The organism is Streptomyces sp. NPDC107521 (assembly GCF_055598485.1).
Map to the genome: position 1 here is coordinate 72,482 of NZ_JBVKAT010000006.1, position 22,356 is coordinate 94,837.

The following is a 22,356-nucleotide window of genomic DNA, read 5'->3' on the forward strand; positions in this document are numbered from 1 at the left end:
GCGGCCGGGGTGGCCGGGGCGGGACCGGGCGCGGTGGCGGTGGCGGTGGGCCGGTGGCTCACCGGGCGGACCCCGGGTTCTCCACGCGGCGGATCTCGATGCGGTCCGCGCCGCTGCCGAAGACCGCGACCGGGGCCGAATGCTCCATCGCCGCCCGGACGTTGGGCAGGTCGGCGGCGTCGCGCCGCACCGTCGGGGAGGCGACCACGTAGTCGAGGTCGCGCCAGCCGCGCGGCAGGGTCCGGGTGACGGCCGGGTCGAGGTCGGCCTTGTAGAACCAGATGACGCCGAGACCGGGCCGGTATCCGGCGTGCACCAGGTCCAGCCACAGGGCGTCGTCGACGAGGACCCGGGTGCCCGCCGGGTCGGCCACCTCGGTCGCGAGCCAGTCGGCGGCGGCCTCGTAGGGGGCGTTGGCGTCGGTGGTGAGGGCGGTGCGGGCGCCGTCGTACCAGCGCGGCAGGACGTGCCCGGCGGCGGCCAGCACCAGGACGGTCACCAGGGCGTACCGGGCGGCGACCGGCACCCGGCGCTCGGCCGGGCCGCGCCACCGGCGCAGCACGGCGTGGACGACACTGGCCGCGCCGCCGGCCAGCACCAGGGCGAGGAACGGCAGCGCCTGGACGACGTACATGGCGGGCAGGTAGCCGTTGGGCCGCAGGGCGAGGGCGGCGAGGACCGCCACCGCGAGCGCCGGCCCGGCCAGCGCCCGGGCGGTGACCGACCAGCGCCGGGTGGCGAGCAGCAGCAGGGCCCCGGCGAGGCCGCCGAGCGGCAGCACCCGGTCGTAGTACAGCCAGGAACGCAGGACCTCGTGGGAGCCGGAGCCGGGGTCGAGGAGGAAGCCGGAGCCGGGCCGGGTCATCTGGTAGCTGATGCCGTCCCACAGCGAGACGTGCCCGCTCCCGGGCAGCAGCTCGCCCTTGAGCAGGGCGAAGAGGGGGTAGGCGAGGCCGATGAGGGCGCACGCGGTGACGGCGCCGGTCAGGGCGAACTTGCGGGTGTCGCGGTGGCCGTGCCGCCACATGGTGACCAGCAGGGCGGGCAGGACGAGGAGCATCGTCTCCTTGGTGAGCACCGCCGTCGCGGCGGCGACGCCCGCGCCGAAGTGGTGCCAGAGGTGCCGGCTCGGGGAGGCGGCCAGCACGAAGGCGACCAGGATCCAGAGGACGGCGAGGTTGTCGAGGAAGATCTCCCGCTGGAGCACCACCGACAGCGGGGACAGCCCGAACAGGGCCATGGCGAGCCCGGCGGCCCAGCGGGGCAGGGACAGGCGGCGGGCGACGGCGTAGACGAGGACCGCGGAGACCGCGGAGACCAGCAGCATCACCACCCGCATCCCGCCCACGGTCATGGAGCCGGGGCTGAACAGGGCGGGGATCCAGGTGAGCACCGCGAGCTGGAGCCAGCCGAGCGGCGGGTGGTCGTACCAGTAGGTGTAGTGGGCGAGCCCCTCGCCCTGCTGGACGGCCCAGGCCTGGGCGAGGTAGGTGCCCTCGTCGTCGCTGAAGGCGGGGTAGGCGGCGATGTTCCAGCCCTGCACGACCAGGACGGCGGCCAGCACCGCCCCGCACAGCAGCAGGTCGGCCCGGGAGCGGCGGGGCCGGACCGGGGGCGGGGCACCGCCGGGCCGGGCGGCGCCGGTGTCGTGGACGGGCGGGCGCTGTGCGGGGACCTTGACCCGGGTCGCCGCGGTCGGGGCGGGGGTCACGCGGGAACGTCCTCTCGGTCCGCGGGCGCCAGGTGGGCCCCGACGTGGCTGGTCAGCTCCCAGTCGTCGCGGCCCCGTTGCTCGCGCCAGACGGCGCGGACGGCGGCCCCGGCGAGGAGCACCTGGTAGAAGGGGCCGCCGGCGATCAGCTTGACGTAGTGCGGGAAGCGGACCGCGAGCCCGTACTGGCGGCCGAAGTCGTGCAGTCCGACGACCTCGAAGACGAAGGTCACCAGCGCGGTCACGGCGGGCAGGAAGGTGACGAAGGCGATGCCGACGGGCACGTCCAGGAGGACGGCGACGGCGATGTTGAGCGGGATGACCAGTCCGGTGAAGGCCTGGAGGAAGGGCGTCATCAGGGTGTAGCGGGCGAGTAACCGCTGGGTGAAGGTGGGCAGTTGCTTCCAGTCCTTCTTCCGGTACACCTGGAGGAAGCCCTGGTTCCAGCGGGTGCGCTGCTTGAGCAGGGAGACCAGGCTGCCCGGGGTCTCCTCCCGGGTGACCATGTCGGAGTCGTAGGCGACGACGACCTTGCGGCCCGTGCTGGACAGCCGCACGCCCAGGTCGCAGTCCTCGGCGAGGCAGTCCGGGTCCCAGCCGCCGGCCTCGCGCAGCACCCCGGTGCGGACGAAGACGGTGTTGCCGCCGAGCGGGATGAACCCCTTCTGGGCGTGCAGGTGGAGCCGGGAGCGGAACCAGAAGAAGTACTCCAGGCAGTTGCGCAGGCTGTACCAGCTCGAATGGAAGTTGATCAGCTGCACGCCGCCCTGGACGACGTCGGCGCCGGTGGTGCGGAAGGCGTGGTCGACGTGGGCGAGCAGGGCGGGGTGGACCTGGTCCTCGGCGTCGAAGACCCCGACGACGTCGCCCCGGCAGTGCGGCAGGGCCGTGTTCATCGCCCTCGGCTTGTTCTTCTTCTCGTGGGTGTCGACCACGACCCGGACCCGGGGGTCGCGCAGGGCGGCCCGCTCGGCGACGGCGGCGGTCTCCGGGTCGTCGTGCCCGACGATGACGATGATCTCGAACCGGGTGTGGGTCGAGGTCAGCAGGCGCTGGATGGTGTGGTCGAGGACGGCCTGCTCGTGGCGCGCGGGCAGCAGCAGCGAGAACGCCACGTGCGGGGCGCCGTCCGGTCTGCTGAAGCGGGTGGAGGCGAGCACCTCCGGAGTGCGCCAGGCGTGCATCTGCCACCAGAGCGTGAACGCCGCCATCCAGAAGAGGGCGAGCGAGGTGGCCGCGATGAAGACGGACGTCAGCAACAGATCCCCCCAGATCCCGGAACTCCCCCGGACACGGCGGAGCGCCCGGTGCGGGGGCCGATGGGGGGCGCCCGCACCGGGGGCTCCGCCGTGTCACGGTGACGAGACTAGGGGGAAGCTGTGAAACACATAAGGTGTTCGGATGAAGAGCGCGTTTCCCGGCGATCACGACCGCGTCTGAACAATTCGCCCACCGGACATGAACGGCCGCCGCTCTTCCCCGCCCCCATCAGCGGGGTTCGAATCGGGCGTTCGAGTACATGCCTCCGCTTCGCCAACGCCCTTGCTGAGCATGCGCGTTGACGAACATGGCCGGGAAGCTGCGCAGCCGCGCGCCGCGGACCGCGCCCGGGATGCGCCCGCACCGCGACCGGCGCGACCGGCGCCGTCGACGGGCCGACGGGGCCCGCGGGAAAACCCGTTGGTGCGGACCGGGCCCGGACCCTGGCTTACCGTCGGTGACGAGCGACTTCCGACGACCGGCCGACCCCCTCCCCTCCCCCGGGCTCTTCTCCCGCACCTGCCTGGCGGCCACCGCGAGCTTCGTCGCGGTGATGTCCCTGACCGGGTTCGCGGCGCCGGCGGTGATGCCGCTGCTGCCGGTGGCCGCCCGGGACCTGGACGGGATCGGCCTCTACCCGCTGGTGGCCGGGGCGTTCGTGGCGGCGGGCCTGCTCGGCGCGGGGTGCTGGGTGGGGGCCGGGCGGACCGCGCGGGGGCCCGGGCCCCGCCGACCGCCGGGGTGGTGCCGACCCTGGTGACCCTCCTCGTCCCCGCGACCAGCACCATCGTCTGGCGACTGGCTCTGGGACGCTTCACCGACGGGATCGCCGCGGGCCCGGTGGCGGTCTCCGTCAACGCGGCCATCGGGCAGTCCTGTCCGGACCGGGTGCGCGCCCGCGCCCTCGCCCTCGTGAGCGCCTGCCGGATCGTGCCGTCGCCGGCCGGGCCGTCGCCCACCCTGCTCTCCCTCGCGCACACCCCGCCCGACCGGCGGGGCTACGCGAGCGGGGCGATGCAGACCGCGCAGAACCTCGGCCGGACCCCGGAACTGGCGGTGACCCCGGCCCTGTTCACGGCGGTCTCGACGGCGCCGACGGGCCGCCTGCCCGCGTTCGCCGGGGCGTACGCGCTGCTGCTCCTGCCGATCGCGGCCACGTTCCTGCTCGCGGGGCGCACCCGTGGGGGGGCGGGACCGCGGAGACGGGAGCCGCCGAGGAGATCGACTTCACGTCCCCGGGCTCCCGTCGGCAGCGGTGGCCGGGCGCCCGAGGGACCCCGGGCACCCAGCATGATCCAAACGAGAGGCCCTAGCCTCCCAGCACGGCCCGCAGCCGCTCCGGGTCGGTGGTCGGGGCGTCGCAGGTGAAGTTCCGGCAGACGTAGGCCGTCGCCGCCCCGCCCACCAGCGGGCGGTCGGCCAGCAGCGGGAACTCGTCCCCGCCGACGGCACCGGCGGCCACGACCGCGCCCGGCGCGGTGCCCAGCAGCGCCGTGCGGTGCAGGCCCCGGGTGGCGGGGTCGTCCAGCGCGGGCCCCACCACGGCCACCTCGCGCGGCCCGTCGAGCAGCGCCTCCGCCGAGGCGAGCCCCCAGCCGATGAAGCGCGGCACCCTCGGCCCCAGCGCCTTGACCACGCCGAGCGCCCGTTCGGCGGCGGTGCGGTGGGCCTCCGAGCCGGTGTGGGCCGCGTAGGAGAGCAGGGCGCCCGCGGCGGCCGTCCAGCCGGAGGGCGCCGCGTTGTCGGTCGGGTCCTGGGGACGGCGGATCAGCCGCTCGGCGTCGGCGGCGGTGTCGTACAGCGCACCGGAGGGGTCGGCGAAGCGGGTGAGGACGTGGTCGAGGAGCAGCCCGGCGAAGTCCAGCCAGACGCCCTCACCGGTGACCGAGGCCAGCGCGAGGAACCCCTCGGCGACATCGGCGTAGTCCTCCAGCACCCCGGCGTTGGCACCGGCCCTGCCGTCCCGGCTGGTGCGGGTGAGCCGGGCCTGCTCGTCGAGGTGCAGCCGGACCAGCAGGTCGGCCGCGGCCACGGCGGCCTCCACCAGGTCGAGCCGCTCGAAGTAGGCGCCGGTCTCGGCGAGCGCGGCGACGGCCAGGCCGTTCCAGGCGGCGACGACCTTGTCGTCCCGGCCGGGCGCGGGGCGTCCGGAGCGGGCGGCCAGCAGCCGCTCCTTCACGGAGGCGATCCGATCGGCGTCGAACACCTCGTCCAGCTGGGGCAGTTGGAGGACGGAGGCGCCGTGCTCGAAGGTGCCCTCCTCGGTGACGCCGAAGTAGCGGGCGGCCAGACCGGCGTCCTCGGGACCGAGCACCTCGGCCAGTTGCGCGGGCGTCCACACGTAGTAGGCGCCCTCGGTGTGCCGGCCCATGCCGTCGTCGCTGTCCGCGTCCAGGGCGGAGGCGAACCCGCCCTCGGCGGTGCGCAGTTCGCGGACCATGAAGTCGGCGGTCTCCAGCGCCACCCGGCGGGCCCGCTCGGAGCCCGTGGAGCGCCACAGGTGGGCGTAGACCCGGCAGAGCAGGGCGTTGTCGTAGAGCATCTTCTCGAAGTGCGGGACCACCCAGTCCCGGTCCACGGAGTACCGGGCGAAGCCGCCGCCGAGCTGGTCGTAGATCCCCCCGCGGGCCATCCGCTCGCAGGTGTCCCTGGCCATCTGCAGCGCGCCCTCGGCGCCTGTGCGGGCGTGGTGGCGGAGCAGGAACTCCAGCGCCATGGACGGCGGGAACTTGGGCGCCCCGCCGAAGCCGCCGCGCTGCGGGTCGTACTCGCGGGTCAGCCCGAGCAGCGCCTGGCCCAGCTCGGCCGGCCCGGGGGCCCCGCCGCCGCCGTGGCCGATCTCCCGCCCGGCCAGGTCGCGCACGATCCTCCCGGCCACCTCGGCGACCTCACCGCGCCGGTCGGTCCACGCCTGCCGGACGCCCTGGAGCACCTGCCGGAAGGAGGGCATGCCGTGCCGGGGCTCGGGCGGGAAGTAGGTACCGAAGTAGAAGGGCTCGGCTTCCGGCGTGAGGAACACCGTCATGGGCCAGCCGCCCTGCCCGGTGGCCGCCTGCACGGCCTCCATGTAGACGGCGTCCACATCGGGCCGCTCCTCGCGGTCCACCTTGACGGACACGAAGTGCTCGTTCATATAGGCAGCGGTGCCGCCGTGCTCGAAGGACTCGTGCGCCATGACGTGGCACCAGTGACATGAGGAGTACCCGACGGACAGCAGCACGGGCACGTCCCGCCGCCGCGCCTCCTCGAACGCCTCCGGCGACCAGGGCCACCAGTCGACCGGGTTGTCGGCGTGTTGCAACAGATAGGGGGAGGTCTCCCCCACGAGTCGATTCGGCATCCCACCAACCTATGCCCCCGCCCACTTCACCCAGCCCGCCAGTCGGGAACGGCGTGCCGCGGTCAGGTGGGGGAGCGTCCGTGGTCGGCGGGCTCACTGGTGGGTTGCCGGATCGGGAGGATACTCAACAGCCCGCAACCGTAGGACTTGCCTCTCCCGATTCCCTCCCACATGGCTCGCCGCAGGGCGGACACGTCGTGGATCTCGGCCTCCCCGTCGAACTGTGCGAGGTGAAATCGGAGGCCGGCGCGTGCGCGGAGTCGGCTGACGAGCGGATGCCGGGGGGCACGAGCCCGGACTGGAGACGGAGCCCGGCCTTGGCCGCACGCAACCTCCACCACTCCTCGGCGGCCTCCCCGTGCAAGGCCACCCGCTACCCGACCCGGCCGCCTCCCGCCGAAGGAACGGCCAACTGTTTCGAAGGGTTGGCAGCGATCCGATAGCGCACCCGCATGCCCCCCACGAGCGTGTCGAGGTACGGCTTCAGGTGCAGCACCGCCGTCTCGGCGTATCCCTCGGGCAGGCGTCCGATCTCGGGCTGCACGTGACTCTGCACGAGGACCTGTACCGCGTCTCGCACGGGCTCCGTCCGGTAGAGGGCACCCACCTCGCTGCGGGGGGTGTCGGAGAGGTGGTCGGGGAAGAGGGACATGACGCGGCGGTGCATCAAGTGGGCGTCATTCAGGTCGTTCAACACGTCCCCCCTGCGCAGATCGGGGGTCAACCGGGTCAGCCAGAGGCTCATGCTGTCCCCACCTGTTCGGACTTCGAGGTGGCCTCCGGCTGTCGTGGGAGCATAGGAGCGGTCAGAGGGACGTGACCGACACGTACTGCGCGCGTTCCGTGCCGTCGCCGTGCCGAGAATGAGATCGGGTGGTCGTGGCGCAACTCGGCTCCTACGAACACGGGCACGGTGTCGCGCACGGTCCGCAGGTGCAGCGGTGTACCCGCGTCCAGGCGCTCGCGTGCACGGCGCAGCCGCGCTGGACGTGTCTCCAGCCAAGGATGGCCCTCCAGCACGTCGTCCACGTGACCGTCGTGTACCGCACGGCTCTCGTCCGGGTGTACGACGGGAGTACCGGGCGGGAATGCCTTGCGGCCGAGGAAGAGGGGCCATCGAGGACGTCTCAGGGCCCGGTACAGGCCGCGCACCTCCTCGTCCGCTCCTTCGAGAACCACGAGGAAGAGCGCCCCCGACAGGTAGAACCGCTCGCTGACGACGGTGGCTCCGGCCGGGCCGGTGCCCGGGGCCTACGGGTTCACGCCTCCCCGGGCCGAGAGGCCGCGCGGTGGCCTCGTCCCCGCCCCGGGCACGTCCCGGAACCCGCCCCCGGACCCGCCCCCGGAGCTGTCCCTGGCACGGGGCGGGAGCCGGGGCCGGGGCGGAGGGGCCCGGGGGCGGTGGTGGTCAGAGCGCGGGGACCCGGTCGAGGAGCGCGGCGTCCGGGTATCCCGGCACCGGGACGAAGTCGGAGGGCGTCAGCGGCGGTTCGAAGTCGAAGAGGTCCCGGTCGACCAGCCGCACCGTGTCGGGGACGGGCTCCCACCAGGCGTGGCGCATGAACGGGGCGTCGACGAACTCCGGGCTGCCGCGCATGCCGTAGGCGAAGGCCCCGGCCAGCGGCGCCCTCGTCGACTGGAAGCGGAGGTCGGCCGAGAGGCGGAGGCGGTCGCTGTCGTTGGGCAGTGCCGCGTGCGGCGTCAGCGCGTGGAACACCAGCACGTCGCCGACCTCGTAGTCGGTGGTGGCCCACCCGCTGCCGTGGTCCAGCAGTCGGCGGTCGGTCAGCAGCCCGTTGGCGTGCGCGCCCACCCGCACCGCGAGCCCGCCCATGCTCCGGTCGACCGGGACCAGCGGCACCCAGGCGGTGAACATGTCCACCACGCCGAAGACCCGGTAGTCCTGCTGCTCGTACATGCCCTCGTGGACCGGCACGATCGAGCGCGGGTACACGGCGCGGAGTTGGCCTCCCCGGGCCGGGTGGCCGCTGCGGCGGGTGTGCGGGGCCCAGGACGGCAGCGGGAAGGCGTCGTCGCCGATCAGGGTCCTCATGAGCCGCCTCAGCTCCGCGCGGTACCCCAGCCCCTGGAAGGCGTCCGACGCCAGCGCCGCCTCGTACCCCGGGTCGCCGTGGGGCGGCCTGCCCGCCGGTCCCTCGCGCGGCGGCAGGGCGGGCCGCCGGGTGCCGGGGACGAACCAGCCGTGCTCACCGAGGGCCGAGACGGTCCGGTCCGCCAGGCCGCGGACGGCCCCGCGGTCCAGGAGACCGCGGAAGAACAGGTATCCGTCCCGGTGGAGCCTTCTGCGCAGGGCCGCCCGGTCGGACGCCAGCGGTGACGCATCCTCGAACTCGTGCATGTCGGACCTCCATCAGTCGCGTTCGGCCGCCGCCGGTCGGTGGGAGGCACGGGGGACCGCGTCCCCGCCCTTCTCCTCCGTGCCGACGGCGAACAGCGCCCCGGCCCGCCCCACGGGCTCCCCGGGGAGGGAACCGGCGGGCGCGGGGCCCGGCCCCGGAACCGCCCGGCGGCTGGTGGCCGCCGGGCCGGGAAGGAAGGGCACTCGGGCGCGGGCGCGGGCGCCGGTGCGGGTGCGGGCGCCGGCGCGGATGCCTGTGCCGGGGCGGAACGGGACCGTCCCTTCCGCCCGGCCCCTACCGCACGCCCGGCCCGTACCGCGCTCCCGGCTCGGGGGGCCGTCCGGCCGGGCCGGCGGACCGTCACCGTCCCGTGGGTCGCGCGGGTGTCCTCGGCGTACTGCGGCACGGTGCTGGGTTCCTCTCGTCTCGCCCGGCGGCCGGGTGCCGTCCCGGAGCGGTGGCACCCGCCCCTCCGGCACCGGTCGCGGGCATCGGCCGCGCGGGACGCCGTCGTCCCCTCCCCCGGCCCGGACGCCCTCGTCCCTTCCCTCCGGTCCGGACGGCGCAGGGGGCTCCCGCGCCGACGGGGCCCGGTGGGCCTGCTCACCGGGCCAAGCTAGCCGCCGCCCGTCAACAAAAGATTGATGGACGCCCGCCGGGCCGACTCCCCGGACACCCGCGTCATGGGGCGTGGACCCTTGGGCAGCGAGCCGGGGCCGGTGGGCGTGGGGGCGCAGGCCGGTGGGCGCAGGCCGGTGGGCGCAGGCCGGCGGGCGTGGGGGCGCAGGCCGGCGGGTGCGGGGTCATCGGCCGCGGTCCGGCGGCCTCCGGCGGCGGACGTCGGAGGTGGATGTCAGCCGTCGGCGGGCTCGGCCGGAGGCGACGGACTCCGGGCCGGAGACGGCGGGTCGCCGGGCGCCGACCGCCGGGCGCCGCGCACCCGTCGCCGCGACTCCGGTCACCGGAACGCCGCTCCCCGCTCGCCGGAACGCCACTCCCCGCTCCCCGCTCCCCGCTCGCCACTCGCCACTCGCCATCCACCGTCCGCCGCTCGCAGGGCCCCGCCCCGGATCCGACGCCGGTGACGCGTTCCGGTGGGCCCGGCTTGCGTCGCCGCCCCCCGTGGGAGGACGATCGGCACCCCCAGCCGTTCCGCGCGTGTGTGCGGGTCCCTGCGTGAGGACACGTGACCGACAAGACCCCGCAGACGACGAGCGGGGACCGGGCGACTCCCGGTCCGCCGCCGGTGACCGCGGTGCGCGCGGGCCGGCCCGGCGCTTCCTCCGGCCGCCCCCGCGACCGGCGGTGAGCGGCGCCGGGGAGCCGCGCGGCGCCTCCGCCACGGAGGGCGGTATCTCCCCGTCCTCCGCCGCGTAGGACGGGGAGGTACCGCGCCTCTGCCTGCTCGGGGCGGTCCAGGGCTGGCGCGGCGAGATTGAACTGGACCTCGGATCCCCCCAGCAGCGGGCGCTGCTCGCCGCGTTGGCGCTGCGGGCGCGCCGGATCGTCTCCGTCGACGAGCTGCTGGACGCCCTGTGGGAGGACCCTCCGGCCCGTGCCGCCACGGTCGTCCGCACCTATGTCTCGCGGTTGCGGCGGGTGCTGGAGCCGGACCGGGCCCGCCCGGCGGTCCTGGTCTCGTCCGGCAGCGGTTACGTCCTGCGGCTGCCCGACCCGTCCCTGGACACCGAGGTGTTCGAGGAGCTGGTCGCGTCCGCGGGCCGGGCGCGCGCCGCGGGCGACACGGCCACCGCGGCCGGGCTGCTGAGGGAGGCGTGCGGACTGTGGCGCGGCGAGCCGCTGGCCGGGCTGCCGGGGCCGTTCGCCCAGGCCCACCGGGCCCGGCTCGCCGAGCGGCGGCTGAACGCCGTCCGGGCCTGGCTGGAGGCGGAGTTGGAGACGGGCCGGCACGCCGAGGTGATCGGCGAGCTGACCATGTGGGTCAACCAGCATCCGCTGCTGGAGCCGATGCGGGAGCTGCTGATGCTGGCGCTGTACCGCAGCGGACGGCAGGCGGAGGCCCTGGGGGTGTTCGCCGACGCCCGCCGCGCGCTCCTGGAGCAGTTGGGCATCGACCCCGGGCCGCGGCTGCGCGAACTGCACCAGGGAATCCTGCGGAACGACCCGGGGCTGGCCGCGCCCTCGGTGCCGCCCGTCCCGGTCCCCGGCACACCGGCCGGGGGCGGCTCCGTCCCGTTCCCGCCCGCGCAACTGCCCGCCGACATCGCCGACTACACCGGCCGGGAGGAGCTGGTGGCGACGCTCCGCGCCGAACTGGGCTCGGACGGACCGGCGATGCCGGTGGTGGGGATCTCCGGCATGGGCGGGGTGGGCAAGTCCACGCTCGCGGTCCATGTCGCCCACGCGGTGCGCGACCGATTCCCCGACGGCCAGCTCCATGTGGACCTGCGGGGCGCCGGACGCTTCCCCGCCGACCCGGGCGAGGTCCTGTCCGCCTTCCTCGGCGCGCTGGGCGTGGCCGACGCCGCGGTCCCCCGGGACACGGCGGAGCGGGCCGCGCTGTTCCGGTCCCGGCTGGCGGGCCTGCGGGTCCTGATCCTGCTGGACGACGCCCGCGATCCCGCCCAGGTCGGGCCGCTGCTGCCGGGCAACCGGTCGTGCGCGGTGCTGGTGACGAGCAGGGCGTGGCTGGCCGAGATGCCGATGTCGCGGCGGGTGGGCCTGGAGCCGCTCGCGGCGGAGGAGTCGGTGCGGCTGCTCGCGGCCATCGCCGGGGAGCCGCGGGTGGCCGCCGAACCCGACGCGGCCCGCCGGATGGCGGAGGCCTGCGGGTTCCTGCCCCTGGCGGTGCGGACCGCCGCGTCCCGCCTGGCGGCCCGCCCGAACTGGCGGGTGTCGCACATGGTGGAGCGGCTCGCCTCCGAGCGGCGGCGGCTGGCCGAGCTGGAGAGCGGCGAACTGGCCGTCACCGCCTCGTTCCGGCTCAGCTACGACCAGCTCGACCCCGAGACCGCCCGGGCGTTCCGGCTGCTGTCGCTGCCCGACGGGCCGGGGGTGTCGTCGGCCGCGGCCGGGGTGCTGCTGGCGCTGCCGGAGGAGCAGGCCGAGCGGCTGGCCGAGTCGCTGGCCGATCTGGGGCTGCTGTCCTGCCCGTACCCGGGCCGCTACCGGTACCACGACCTGCTGCGGCTGTTCGCCCGCCAACTGGTCCGGGAGGAGGACGGCGCCGTCGCCGAGCGGGCCGCGGTGGAGCGGCTGCTGCGGCACTACCTGGTGACGGTGGCGAGCCTGTACCGGGTGGTCAGACCCGGCTATCCGTTCGCCGACATGGTCGCGCCGGAGGCCGCCGGGCCCGCTTTCGACGGGCCGGCCGAGGCGCTGCGCTGGCTGCGGCGGGAGATCACCACCGTCCTGGCCGTCGCCGGTCAGGCCGGCCGCGACCCCGACGGACCGCTGGCCCTCGTCGCGGACCTGACGCTGGTCCTGATCCAGCTCATCGACCTGGGCACGGCCGTGCCGGACCTGTGCGACCTGGCCGGGCGCGTCGCCGACGCCGCCCGCGCCGCCGCCCTGCCGCGCAGCGAGGCCCGCGCCCGCTACACACTGCTGTGGGCCCTGCGGGAGATGCGGCACACACCGCGGGCCCGTACGGAGGCGGCCCGGGTGATCGCGCTGGGACGGCGGACGGGGCAGACCGCCCTGCTGCCCGCCGCGCTGATCGCCCTCGCGCTGACCAGCGTCGGCCACCGCGCCGACGACGAGGTCACGGCCTGGTGCGACGAGGCCGTCGACCGCGCCGCCGGGCTGGGGAACCGCTCCTCCCACGCCTTCGTCGAGGGCATGGCGGCCCTGGCCGACGTGGACCTCGGACGGTACGGGTCGGCACGGAGCCGGGCCGAGCGGGGTCTGGCCGCCTTCCGTGAGCTGGGGGACTTCGTCGGCCAGGTCCACATGCTCTACGCCCGCGCGACGGCGCTGCACGGACTGGGCGAGTACGACGCGGCCTGCGAGGACTACCGGGCCTGCCTCGCCGCGCTGCGCGCGCTCGGGTCCCGGGACCGGATGCCCGGCGTGCTGGTGGGCCTGGCGGAGTCCTGCCGGGCCGCCGGGCACCCGGCGCGGGCGCTGAAGGCGGCCGAGGAGGCGCTGGTGATCGCCGAGCGGGTGGGGCTGGAGCACCGCAGGGCCAACGCGCTGGCCGCCCTCGGCCACGCCCTGTGCGACCTCGGGCAGCACGACCGGGGCCGGGCCTGCCTGGCGGAGGCCGGAACGGCGTTCGCCCGGCTCGCGGCGTCGACGGAGGGGTGACGGCGGGGGCGGGGCCGACGGCGGGGCGGCCGGGCGGCCGGACCCGGTGCGGCGTCAGGGACGGCGTCCCGGGGCGAGTTGGGGACGGGCCGGGGTGACCGGAGGTGTCCCGGGTGACCGCAGGTGTCCCGGCTGACCGCAGGTGTCCCGGGTGACCGGAAGTGCCCGGGTGACCAGAAGTGTCCCGGGTGACCGACGCGCTGGGGTGTCCGGGGCCGTGGGGGTTCCGGGAGCCGTCCGGGATGCCCGGAGCGCCCACTCGGCGACCCGGGCGTCACCGTCACGGTGAGCGGCCCCTTCCGGCCGGATGAGCGACCCGGCGGCCGGGATGGGGCGCCCCCGCCCCTGTCCCCGGCGCCGTCCCACCGCACCGCACCGCACCCCGCACCCCGCACCGTTCGGCGAGCGCACTCTCAGCACCCCTTCCCGGACGGACGACGTGGACCACCCACGCCTCCCTCCCGCACTTCCCTCCCGCCCCACCGGCACCGACTCCCACGCCAACACGCCTCCTTCCCGGCCACCGTGGCCCGAATTCGACCCACGGCCCCGCACCCGGCGTCCCGTTGCCGCGAGCCTCTCCCCAGAGCATTCACGCCGTGCGGGACTTGACCGCGTCCGTGCCGGGGAAGTACCGGAATGGGCCCGGGTGGACCCACCCGGGGAGCGAACCGCCGGAGGGGGAGCGGGATGCGGGACAGTCACCGGACGGAGGCCGAACGGCTGCTGGCGCGGGCCGTCGAGGAGGAGGTGCGGCGCTCGGGGGGACGTACCGACGGCACGGTGCTGCTGTCGCGGGCGCGCGGGGCGCTGGACGCGATGGCCGTCGCGGCGGAGGAGGAGTACGCGCTCTACACCCGCGCCCTGGACGAGGCCGCGGCCGGGCAGATGACGTTCGGCCGGCGCTACGCCCGGGAGGGCGCCGGGACGCCCCTGCTGGTCGCCGCCGTGGCCGCCGTCGCGGCGGTGGTGGCCGACCTGGTCCTCGACACCGGCACCGGCACGGCGGTGGGCGCGGGGGTCGCCGTGGGCCTGGCCGGGGCGGTGACCACGGTGGTCAAGGTGGTCGGCTCGCATCTGCCCGCCGCCCACCACCGTGCCGGGGCGGCGGGCCAGCCGGGCGGGCCCGAGCAGTTGCGGCTGCAGTGGCTGACGGCCCTGGAGGTACGGGGCATCCGGCCGTTCCTGGACCAGCAGCGGGTCCTGGCCGCGTCCACCGGACCGGCCAGGCCGGGGCCGAGGCTGCGGGGCGCGGACAAGAGCGCGGCGGCGCGGGGGCGCAGCGTGCTGGAGCAGTCCTTCGCACAGCTTCCCGAGCCGGAGGGGGTGCTCGCGGGCCGGCGGGCGGAGATGGAGCGGCTGCGGCAGTGGGTGCGGGCCGCGCGCGCGAGCACGGAGACCCGGCCCACGGTGGTCGTCCTGCACGGACCGCCGGGCAGCGGGCGCACCACCCTCGCGGTGCGCGCCGCCCATGAACTGCGGGACCACTTCCGGGGCGCCTGCGTGGTCGACCTGCGCGGCTCCACCGCAGGGGCCGCCGCCCGGGCCTGGCCAGCGGACGGAGCCGGGGGCACGGGAAGTACCGGGAGTACGGGGGGTACCGAAGGCGCGGGAGGAGCCGGGGCCGGGCGTGCGGCGGAGGCCGTGCCCAGGACCGGAGCCGGGGACGGCTCGGGCCCCGCGGGCGGCCCGGCCGAAGCCGGGGGCGTGCGGGCACCCGGAGACCGGGGCACCACCGGCACGGGCGGCCCGGCCGCCACGGGCGCTCCCCCCGGGGCCGGCGGCCCGGCGGCGGCCGGGCGCCCCGCGGCCACCGGTGACGACGCCACCTTCGGCGGCGGGGTGCCGCTGAGCACCCGGGAGGCCCTGCTCCACCTCCTGAACCGCCTCGGCGCCCCCCGCGAACAGCTCCTGTTCCGGGAGCGCTCCTCGGCGGACCAGCAGGTCAAACGGCTGAGCGAGCTGTACCACCAGCATCTGACAGGCGTCCCCGTCACCATCGTCCTGGACGACGCCCGCGACCCCTCCCAGGTGCGCGCCCTGGTGCCGGAACGCTCCGACAGCCTCGTCCTGGTCACCGCGCGCGAGCCGCTGCACCTCCCGGCCGACCTGCCCGCGCGGGTGCACCAGCTCGCCGTCGGACCGCTGGACGCGGCGGGCGCGGAGGAACTGCTCGGCGCCGTCGCCCGGGACGCCTCGGCGCCGTACGACGCCGAAGCCACCGAGCGCATCCGGGAGTTGTGCGGCGGGCTGCCGCTGGCGCTGCGCGTCGCGGGCTCCTCGCTGGGCCCGCGCTCCCCCCGCGCCCTCGCCACCGACCTCGGCGCCTACGGCCCGGTCGGGCCGGTGGAGCGCGCCCTCTGGCTGCGCTACACCGACCAGAGCGAGCCCGCCCGCCGCCTGCTGCGCCGGCTGGCCCTGGCCGGGCGCGCGTCCCTGGGCGCCGCTGCCGCCGCCGCGCTGCTCGGCACGGACGAGGCCGAGGCGGCCCGGCGGCTGGCCGACCTGGCCGGGGCCGGGCTCATCACCCATGTGCGCGGCAGCCGCTACCGGCTGCACGACGCGGTGCGCGCCTTCGCGCGGGCCCGCCTCGCCGACGAGGAGGAACCGGCCGCGCGGACGGCCGCCCAGGAGCGGCTGATCACCAACTACGCGGAACTGGCCGACTCGGTCCTGCGGCTGGTCGACGGCAACATGTCCACCCGCTCCGACCAGTTCGGGCAGTACGGCTTCACCTCCCTGGACGAGGCGCTGCGCTGGCTGGACGACGAGTCCAGCTTCATCACGGCGGCCCTGCGCCACACCGAGGGCGTCGACCGGCGCGCGGTCCTCAACCTGCTGGGGGCGCTGTGCGACTACTGCCTGCTGCGCGGCGACCTGTACCGGCTCGGGGAGATCAGCGAACTGGCCCAGTCGGTGGACCAGGGGCTGCTGGTGCGGTCGGTGCAGTGGCGCACTGGCATCGCGGCCCGGCAGCTCGGCGAACTGGACCGGGCCCGCACGACCCTCGCCTCCGTCGTCGACCTCTACCGGGAGGCCCATCACGACGCGGGCGTGGCGCGCGCCCTGTGCTCGCTGGGCATCACCCTGCACCACCAGGGCAATCTGGCCGAGGCGGCGGCCAAGCTGCTGGAGGCGCTGGACCTCCAGGCGGTGCCGGAGCTGGCCACCGACCGGGCGTGGACGCTGCACGCCCTGGCGGCGGTGGAGCGGGACCGGGCGCGGCTGGCGCGGGCCTGGGAACTGCTCGACGAGTCGCTGGCGCTGCACCGCGCCGGCGGATCGGTGCACGGCCAGGCGTGGGCCCACTACCAGCGGGGCCAGCTCAGGCTGCGGATGGGCGACGTGCCGGGGGCGCGGTCGGATCTGCGGGCGGCCCTGGAGCTGTACGGCCGCACCCAGGACCGGCGCGGCGAGGCGTGGGCGCTGACCCAGCTGGCGCGGGCCCGGCTGGTCGAGGGCGACGCCGTGGAGGCCGTCGGGGAGCTGACCGGCGCGGCGGCCCGGCACCGGGACAACGAGGACGCGCGGGGCGAGGCGTGGAGCCTGTACTACCTGGGCCAGGCCCTGGAGGAGCGCGGCGACACCGACCGGGCGGTGCGCGAGCTGGAGCGCTCGCGGACCATGTTCTCCCGGATGCGCGACGTGTACGGCCTGGCCTGCGCCCGGCACCATTCGGCGCGGGTCACCCGGGACCAGCGGGCGGCCATGACGGGGTCGCTGCGCAACTCGGGCTTCGCCCGGCAGCTCCTGGTCGACGCGCGCGCCGACTTCCAGCGCATCGGCGTCACCCACGGCGAGGCGTGGACCTGCCTGGAGCTGGCGGTGGTGGACGCGGGCAACGCCCGCACACCGCAGGCGCTGGCGCTGTGCGAGGAGGCGGCGGCCCTGTTCGCGGCGTACGGAGACCGGCGCGGGGAGGACTGGGCCCGCTTCCTGCGCTGCACGCTGCTGCCGTACGCGGCACCGGGCGGGGTGGAGGTCGGCGCGGCCGTGGCCCAGGAGGAGCTGGCGCAGTTGGCGCGCGCCGCGCACCCGGCCCGGGACCCGAAGCTGGACGGCTTCCTCGGCACCTACGGGCTGCTGCTGGAGCGGGGTGTGCAACTGGAGGCGGGCTGGCAGGCGTGGCGCCTCGGCATGACCCCGGACCGGCACGCGCGGGAGGTGATGGGGGTCCCGGTGCCGTCCCGGGAGTGACGCCCCCGGTGACGCCGCGGCGACGCCCCCGGCCGCGCCGGAGCCCGGAGCCCCTGGAGCCCCGGAGCCGCCGAAACCGGCGGGACGGCTGGGACGGGCGGTGGCGACGGGGCCGGGCGGTGACGACGGGGTCACCCGGCCGGGCGGTGACGACGACGGCACGGGGATGACGGTGTCCCGGCCGGGGTGTCCCGCATCACGGCCGGGCGGGTCACGGCGTCCCGGACCGCGGCGCCCGGGATCTCAGCAGCCCGGACCGCGGCGGGACGGGTCGCGGCGGCCCCGGGACGGGCGGACGGATCGGGTCGGCCCCGGGGCGGGCGGACGGGGCAGGTCGGCCCGCCCCGGGTCACGACGGGACGGCGGTGCCGTCGGCCGTGCCGTGAACCCGGCCGTGCCACGGCGCCGTCCCGCGCCTCCGTCCGGTCCGCCGCACAGGAAACCGCGGTACCGCGCCCGGCGGTACCGCGGCTCCCCCGCGCACGCTCCGGTGCGCCGGGGTCAGCCCTGCCCGGGCTCGGACCCTCCGGCGCCCTTGCCCGCGGCGCCGGCGGCCTCGGCCTCCGGGTCCGGGCTCTCCTTGAAGTCGACCCTGCCCATGTGCCGCCCCATGGACTTCATCAGCCCCCACACGGCGAGGGCCATCACGGCGAAGACGATGAACCCGAGGACGCCAGGGGTGACCTTGTCCTTGTCGTACTCGGCGAGAGTGACCAGGTGCGTGACTGCCAGGCTTGCGCTTGCGCTCATGTCAGGCATTGTCCCGGATGCCCGCGAAGAGGTCGTCCTCGGGGAGGGAGGTGTCCACGAGGGACTTCGCCAGCTCGTACTCCTCCGTGGGCCAGACCTCCTTCTGGATCTGCATCGGCACCCGGAACCAGCCACCGTCGGGGTCGATCTGCGTGGCGTGCGCGATCAGCGCCCGGTCGCGGATCTCGAAGAACTCGGCGCAGGGCACGTGCGTGGTGAGCGTGCGGTCCTTGCCCTCGGAGTCGGCCCAGCGCTTGAGCCAGTCCCCGTACGGCGACTCCAGCCCGCGCTCCAGCAGCGCGTTGTGCAGCGCCTCGGTGCGGGAGCGGTTGAAGCCCTGGTTGTAGTAGACCTTCAGCGGCTGGTGGGCGGCACCGTACTCGCTCTCCGGGTACTTCCCGGTGTCGGCCGCGCCCTCGAAGGCCACCATCGTGATCTTGTGGGTCATGATGTGGTCGGGGTGCGGGTACCCGCCGTTCTCGTCATAGGTGGTGATCACCTGGGGCCGGAAGGCGCGGATCTTCCGCACCAGCTCCCCGGCCGCCTTGTCGACGTCCTCCAGGGCGAAGCAGCCCTCGGGCAGCGGCGGCAGCGGGTCGCCCTCGGGGAGGCCGGAGTCGACGAAGCCCAGCCACTCCTGCTTCACGCCGAGGATCTCGCGGGCCTCGTCCATCTCCTTGCGGCGCACCTCGTGGATGTTCTCCTCGACGTACTTGTCGCCCTGGAGCTTGGGGTTGAGGATGGAGCCGCGCTCCCCGCCCGTGCAGGTCACCACCAGCACGTCCACCCCTTCGGACACGTACTTGGCCATGGTGGCCGCGCCCTTGCTCGACTCGTCGTCGGGGTGGGCGTGGACGGCCATCAGTCGCAGCTGGTCAGTCAAGACTCATCCTCAAGTCAGTCGGCGCCCTGTGTGCGGCGACGCGGTCACAGGCTTCTATAGTGACCGAATCGGGGGGCGAGAAATTCCGGAGCGGGTGGTACCCCGGGCCGGGGCCCCGCTCGGGACGGCTTCCGTCCCGCTCCTGCCGAGAGGACGACCATGAGCACGGCGAGCACACGAACGCCCGCGAGCCGCTACGGCCGCTCCTCGGACGAGCGGGCCGACCGCACTCTCAAGATCGTCGGCGGTGTGCTCGGCGTCGCGCTGGTCGCCCTGATCGGCTGGTTCGGCTACCACTACGTGGGGCAGAGCAGCATCAGCGCCCAGGTCGTCACCTTCGAGATCTCCGACCGCTCGGTGCAGGTGCAGCTGGAGGTCCACAAGGACGCCGGGGTCTCCGGCTACTGCACCGTCCGCTCCCAGGCCGAGGACGGCGACGAGGTCGGCCGGGCCGACTTCCGCTTCGGCGAGGACGACACCCGGGTGGACCAGACCGTCACGCTGCGCACCAAGGCGCGGGGCACCTCGGCCGAGCTGCTCGGCTGCCAGGCGGAGTGATCCCGCTCCCTTCATGGGGCCTGACCTGCGGTGACATAAATCTGGTGGCTTATGTCCTCCCCCTTTCGTCCACGAATTGTTAGGCTCGTGGTTTCGCCCTTCCAGGAAGGACCATCCTTCGTGTAGGGCGTTCATTTGTATTCCCAGCACCGACGAGGAGCACCTGTGACCCAGACCAGCGAGAACGCCACCTGGCTGACCCAGGAGGCGTACAACAAGCTCAAGGAGGAGCTTGCGTACCTTACTGGTCCTGCGCGCACCGAGATCTCTGCCAAGATCGCGGCGGCACGTGAGGAGGGGGACCTGCGCGAGAACGGCGGGTACCACGCGGCGAAGGAGGAGCAGGGCAAGCAGGAGCTCCGGGTACGCCAGCTCACCCAGCTGTTGGAGAGCGCCCAGGTCGGCGAGCCCGCCGTGGCCGACGGCACGGTGGCGCCCGGCATGGTCGTGACGATCGCCTTCGACGGCGACGAGGACGACACGCTCTCGTTCCTGCTCGCCTCCCGCGAGTACGCGAGCACCGACATCGAGACCTACTCGCCGCAGTCCCCGCTGGGGTCCGCCGCGGTCGGCAAGAAGGTCGGCGACGACGCGGAGTACGAGCTGCCCAACGGCAAGACCGCTTCGGTGAAGATCCTCAAGGCCGTCCCCTACGACGGCTGACGCGGGGCCGCCGCCCGCCCGGACGTCACGGCCCCGCCGGACGTCCGGCCGCCGGCCCCGTGCAGGACAGGAGCCCCCGGTGTCCCCGTGACCGCCGGGGGCTCCGCCGTGCGGCCAACCCGGTCAGGAGGCGGCGGAGCGGTACTTGCGCACCGCCAGGGACCGGAAGAGGGCGATGATCAGCACCGAGTAGATCAGCGAGGCCCATACGGAATGCCGCATGGGCCAGGCGTCGGACTGCGAGACGCCCGGGTTCCCGAACAGCTCCCGGCACGCCTGGACGGTGGCGCTGAACGGATTCCAGTCCGCCACATGACGCAGCCAGGGGGTCATCTGGCTGGAGTCCACGAAGGCGTTGGACACGAAGGTCACCGGGAACAGCCAGATCAGCCCGCCCGAGGTGGCGGCCTCCGGGGTCCGCACGCTCAGGCCGATCAGCGCGCCGACCCAGGTGAACGCGTAGCCCAGCAGCAGCAGGAGACCGAAGGCGCCGAGGACCTGCCCCAGGTTGGTGTGGGTGCGCCAGCCGACGAGCAGGGCGACCATCGCCAGCACGAACAGGGTGAGGGCCGTCTGCACCAGGTCGGCGAGGGTCCGCCCGGTCAGCACCGCGCCGCGTGCCATGGGCAGCGAGCGGAAGCGGTCGATCAGCCCCTTGCTCATGTCGTCGGCGATGCCCGCGCCGGCCCCGGCGGTGGCGAAGGTGACTGTCTGGGCGAAGATGCCGGCCATCAGGAACTCGCGGTAGACCGAGGAGTCCGTGGTCCCGCCGATCTTCAAGGACCCGCCGAAGACGTACGAGAACAGCACCACGAACATGATCGGCTGGATGAGGCCGAAGATGACCATCTCGGGGATGCGGGTCATCCGGATCAGATTGCGCTTGGCTACGACCAGGGAGTCCCGGACGGAGCGGACGGCCGGGTGCCGGGGCACTCCGGCCCGGACGGTCTCGCTGGCGGTGGTCACTTGGCGGGCTCCTTGTCGTTCCGGTTCTCGCTCTCCCCGGTTCCGGTCTCGGCCACATGGCCGGTCAGGGAGAGGAAGACGTCGTCCAGGGTGGGGCGGCGCAGGCCGATGTCGTCGATCCCGATGCCTCTGGTGTCCAGCTCGCGGATGACCTCCGCCAGGAGTCTGGCGCCTCCGGTGACGGGGACGGTGAGCTTGCGCATGTGCTCCTCGACCGTGGTCTCGCCCTCGCCGAGGCCGCGCAGCACCTCGGACGCGGTGCCGAGGTGCTCGCGCTCGCGCACGACGACCTCGACGCGCTCGCCGCCGGTGCGCGCCTTGAGCTGGTCGGAGGTGCCCTTGGCGATCACCCGGCCGTGGTCGACGACCGCGATGTCGTGGGCGAGGTGGTCGGCCTCCTCCAGGTACTGCGTGGTCAGCAGCAGCGTCGTACCGCCGGAGACGAGCTGCTTGATGACCTCCCAGAGCTGCTGGCGGTTGCGCGGGTCCAGCCCCGTCGTCGGCTCGTCCATGAACATCACGGGCGGCGAGACGACCAGGGCCGCCGCGAGGTCCAGCCGCCGCCGCATGCCTCCGGAGTAGGTCTTGGCGGGCCGGTCGCCGGCGTCGGCGAGGTGGAACTGCTCCAGCAGCTCATCCGCCCGGCGCTTCGCGTCCCTCGCCCGCATCTGGTAGAGCTGCCCGACCATGTGCAGGTTCTCCCGGCCGGTCAGGTACTCGTCGACCGCCGCGAACTGGCCGGAGAGCCCGATGGAGCGGCGCACCGCGTCCGGCCGTTCGAGCACGTCGATCCCGGCGACCACGGCCCTGCCCCGGTCCGGCCGCAGCAGGGTGGTGAGGCAGCGCACCGTGGTGGTCTTGCCCGCGCCGTTCGGTCCGAGCAGGCCCAGGACCGTGCCCTCCGGGACGTCGAGGTCGACACCGTCCAGGGCCTTGACGTCGCCGAAGGTCTTCACCAGTCCTTCGGCGTAGATGGCGCCGGGCATTTGGGCCTCCAGGTCATGGGAGTCTGCGAAAAGACTAGATTTGCAGGTATTCGTCCGTCCGTCTCCCCCCGCGCGCTTCCACGACGGGGTTCACACTCGACGGCTCGTACGCGACACGGCACACAGTATCGCGATGTATCGCGTCTGCCAACGCATTACTCGAACGAGTGAAGATCCCGGACGGAGGGCCGAGCGGGCGCCGCGCGGCCCCCCGTCCGGGCGCGAGGAACCGGGGCCGGGCCGGGCGGGAACGGGAACGGCGGCCGGACGGGGGTCTGGCGGGAGCGGCCCGCGGCACCGGCGCGTGCGGCCGGTGCACCGCGACCGGTGGGCGGCGCCGGCACGTGAAGGGCCCCGCACGTGAAGGGCCCGGTGGGGATCACGGGGAGGGAAGCGGACGTGCGGCGGGA

Annotated in this window: 14 protein-coding genes and 2 pseudogenes; 5 read left to right on the forward strand and 11 right to left on the reverse strand. The window is 74.9% G+C overall.

Annotated features, from left to right (window positions below; genetic code table 11):
• Nucleotides 1-58 precede the first annotated feature (58 nt).
• Together ACZ7LB_RS11575 and ACZ7LB_RS11580 are read right to left on the reverse strand one after the other, a co-directional pair.
• The gene (locus ACZ7LB_RS11575; RefSeq protein ID WP_471467280.1) at nucleotides 59-1,711 is read right to left on the reverse strand and encodes an ArnT family glycosyltransferase; all 1,653 of its coding nucleotides are present in this window, start codon (nucleotides 1,709-1,711) and stop codon (nucleotides 59-61) included.
• Nucleotides 1,708-2,970, reverse strand: coding sequence for a glycosyltransferase (locus ACZ7LB_RS11580; RefSeq protein ID WP_471467282.1), 1,263 nt, complete (start codon nucleotides 2,968-2,970; stop codon nucleotides 1,708-1,710). Before ACZ7LB_RS11580 ends, ACZ7LB_RS11575 begins: the two co-directional genes overlap by 4 nt.
• 554 nt (nucleotides 2,971-3,524) lie before the next feature.
• Here ACZ7LB_RS11580 and ACZ7LB_RS11585 point away from each other — a divergent pair.
• Nucleotides 3,525-3,922 (forward strand): annotated as a pseudogene (locus ACZ7LB_RS11585) (MFS transporter); the annotation flags it as partial.
• A gap of 358 nt (nucleotides 3,923-4,280) precedes the next feature.
• On the opposite strand, the gene ACZ7LB_RS11590 reads toward ACZ7LB_RS11585, so the two are convergent.
• The 5 genes and pseudogenes from ACZ7LB_RS11590 to ACZ7LB_RS11610 all read right to left on the reverse strand — a co-directional run bounded on the left by ACZ7LB_RS11590 (nucleotide 4,281) and on the right by ACZ7LB_RS11610 (nucleotide 8,670).
• The gene (locus ACZ7LB_RS11590; RefSeq protein WP_471467284.1) at nucleotides 4,281-6,311 is read right to left on the reverse strand and encodes a thioredoxin domain-containing protein; all 2,031 of its coding nucleotides are present in this window, start codon (nucleotides 6,309-6,311) and stop codon (nucleotides 4,281-4,283) included.
• Nucleotides 6,312-6,373: 62 nt separating this feature from the next.
• A complete protein-coding gene (locus tag ACZ7LB_RS11595; protein ID WP_471467286.1) occupies nucleotides 6,374-6,652 on the reverse strand; it encodes a type I-E CRISPR-associated protein Cas6/Cse3/CasE in 279 nt (92 codons plus the stop codon).
• 32 nt (nucleotides 6,653-6,684) lie between these two features.
• On the reverse strand, nucleotides 6,685-7,056 hold the full coding sequence (locus tag ACZ7LB_RS11600; protein WP_471467288.1) for a type I-E CRISPR-associated protein Cas6/Cse3/CasE: 372 nt from the start codon (nucleotides 7,054-7,056) through the stop codon (nucleotides 6,685-6,687).
• Nucleotides 7,053-7,532 (reverse strand): annotated as a pseudogene (locus ACZ7LB_RS11605) (type I-E CRISPR-associated protein Cas5/CasD); the annotation flags it as partial. The pseudogene ACZ7LB_RS11605 and the gene ACZ7LB_RS11600, both read right to left, overlap by 4 nt.
• A gap of 187 nt (nucleotides 7,533-7,719) precedes the next feature.
• Nucleotides 7,720-8,670 (reverse strand): phytanoyl-CoA dioxygenase family protein, encoded by a 951-nt coding sequence (locus ACZ7LB_RS11610; protein WP_471467290.1) that lies wholly within the window; start codon nucleotides 8,668-8,670, stop codon nucleotides 7,720-7,722.
• A 1,441-nt stretch (nucleotides 8,671-10,111) separates the two neighbouring features.
• Here ACZ7LB_RS11610 and ACZ7LB_RS11615 point away from each other — a divergent pair.
• Together ACZ7LB_RS11615 and ACZ7LB_RS11620 are read left to right on the forward strand one after the other, a co-directional pair.
• A complete protein-coding gene (locus ACZ7LB_RS11615) occupies nucleotides 10,112-12,940 on the forward strand; it encodes an AfsR/SARP family transcriptional regulator (protein WP_471467611.1) in 2,829 nt (942 codons plus the stop codon).
• 690 nt (nucleotides 12,941-13,630) lie between these two features.
• Complete coding sequence (locus ACZ7LB_RS11620; RefSeq protein ID WP_471467292.1) at nucleotides 13,631-17,137, forward strand: tetratricopeptide repeat protein; 3,507 nt, start codon at nucleotides 13,631-13,633, stop codon at nucleotides 17,135-17,137.
• Between the two features lie 501 nt (nucleotides 17,138-17,638).
• On the opposite strand, the gene ACZ7LB_RS11625 is transcribed toward ACZ7LB_RS11620, so the two are convergent.
• Nucleotides 17,639-17,896, reverse strand: a complete 258-nt coding sequence (locus ACZ7LB_RS11625) for a hypothetical protein (RefSeq protein WP_161229316.1) — start codon at nucleotides 17,894-17,896, stop codon at nucleotides 17,639-17,641.
• A complete protein-coding gene (gene mca, locus ACZ7LB_RS11630; RefSeq protein ID WP_471467294.1) occupies nucleotides 17,889-18,770 on the reverse strand; it encodes a mycothiol conjugate amidase Mca in 882 nt (293 codons plus the stop codon). The genes ACZ7LB_RS11625 and mca overlap by 8 nt, the downstream gene beginning before the upstream one ends.
• 159 nt (nucleotides 18,771-18,929) lie before the next feature.
• Here mca and ACZ7LB_RS11635 point away from each other — a divergent pair, with 159 nt between their 5' ends.
• Nucleotides 18,930-19,328 carry a DUF4307 domain-containing protein gene (locus ACZ7LB_RS11635; RefSeq protein ID WP_471467296.1) on the forward strand — a complete coding sequence of 133 codons (399 nt, stop codon included), beginning with the start codon at nucleotides 18,930-18,932 and terminating at the stop codon, nucleotides 19,326-19,328.
• Nucleotides 19,329-19,493: 165 nt separating this feature from the next.
• On the forward strand, nucleotides 19,494-19,991 hold the full coding sequence (greA, locus tag ACZ7LB_RS11640; RefSeq protein ID WP_471467297.1) for a transcription elongation factor GreA: 498 nt from the start codon (nucleotides 19,494-19,496) through the stop codon (nucleotides 19,989-19,991).
• A gap of 123 nt (nucleotides 19,992-20,114) precedes the next feature.
• On the opposite strand, the gene ACZ7LB_RS11645 is transcribed toward greA, so the two are convergent.
• Both ACZ7LB_RS11645 and ACZ7LB_RS11650 read right to left on the reverse strand, forming a co-directional pair.
• On the reverse strand, nucleotides 20,115-20,960 hold the full coding sequence (locus tag ACZ7LB_RS11645; protein WP_471467299.1) for an ABC transporter permease: 846 nt from the start codon (nucleotides 20,958-20,960) through the stop codon (nucleotides 20,115-20,117).
• Nucleotides 20,957-21,946, reverse strand: coding sequence for an ATP-binding cassette domain-containing protein (locus ACZ7LB_RS11650; protein ID WP_471467301.1), 990 nt, complete (start codon nucleotides 21,944-21,946; stop codon nucleotides 20,957-20,959). Before ACZ7LB_RS11650 ends, ACZ7LB_RS11645 begins: the two co-directional genes overlap by 4 nt.
• Between the last annotated feature and the right edge of the window lie 410 nt (nucleotides 21,947-22,356).